At 34.2% G+C, this 225-nt stretch carries 1 pseudogene; it reads left to right on the top strand.

The features are described from left to right. Nucleotides 1-57 precede the first annotated feature (57 nt). Nucleotides 58-225 (top strand): annotated as a pseudogene (locus tag HMPREF2561_RS06055) (IS6 family transposase); the annotation flags it as partial.

Raw genomic sequence — 225 nt, 5'->3', positions numbered from 1 at the left:
AGGTTCTGTTGCAAAGTTGAATTTATAGTATAATTTTAACAAAAAGGAGTCTTCTGTATGAACTATTTCAGATATAAACAATTTAACAAGGATGTTATCACTGTAGCCGTTGGCTACTATCTAAGATATGCATTGAGTTATCGTGATATATCTGAAATATTAAGGGAACGTGGTGTAAACGTTCATCATTCAACGGTCTACCGTTGGGTTCAAGAATATGCCCCA

Source organism: Staphylococcus sp. HMSC069E10 (assembly GCF_001809205.1).
Lineage (GTDB): Bacteria > Bacillota > Bacilli > Staphylococcales > Staphylococcaceae > Staphylococcus > Staphylococcus hominis.
This window is presented reverse-complemented; position numbering and strand designations above follow the sequence as displayed.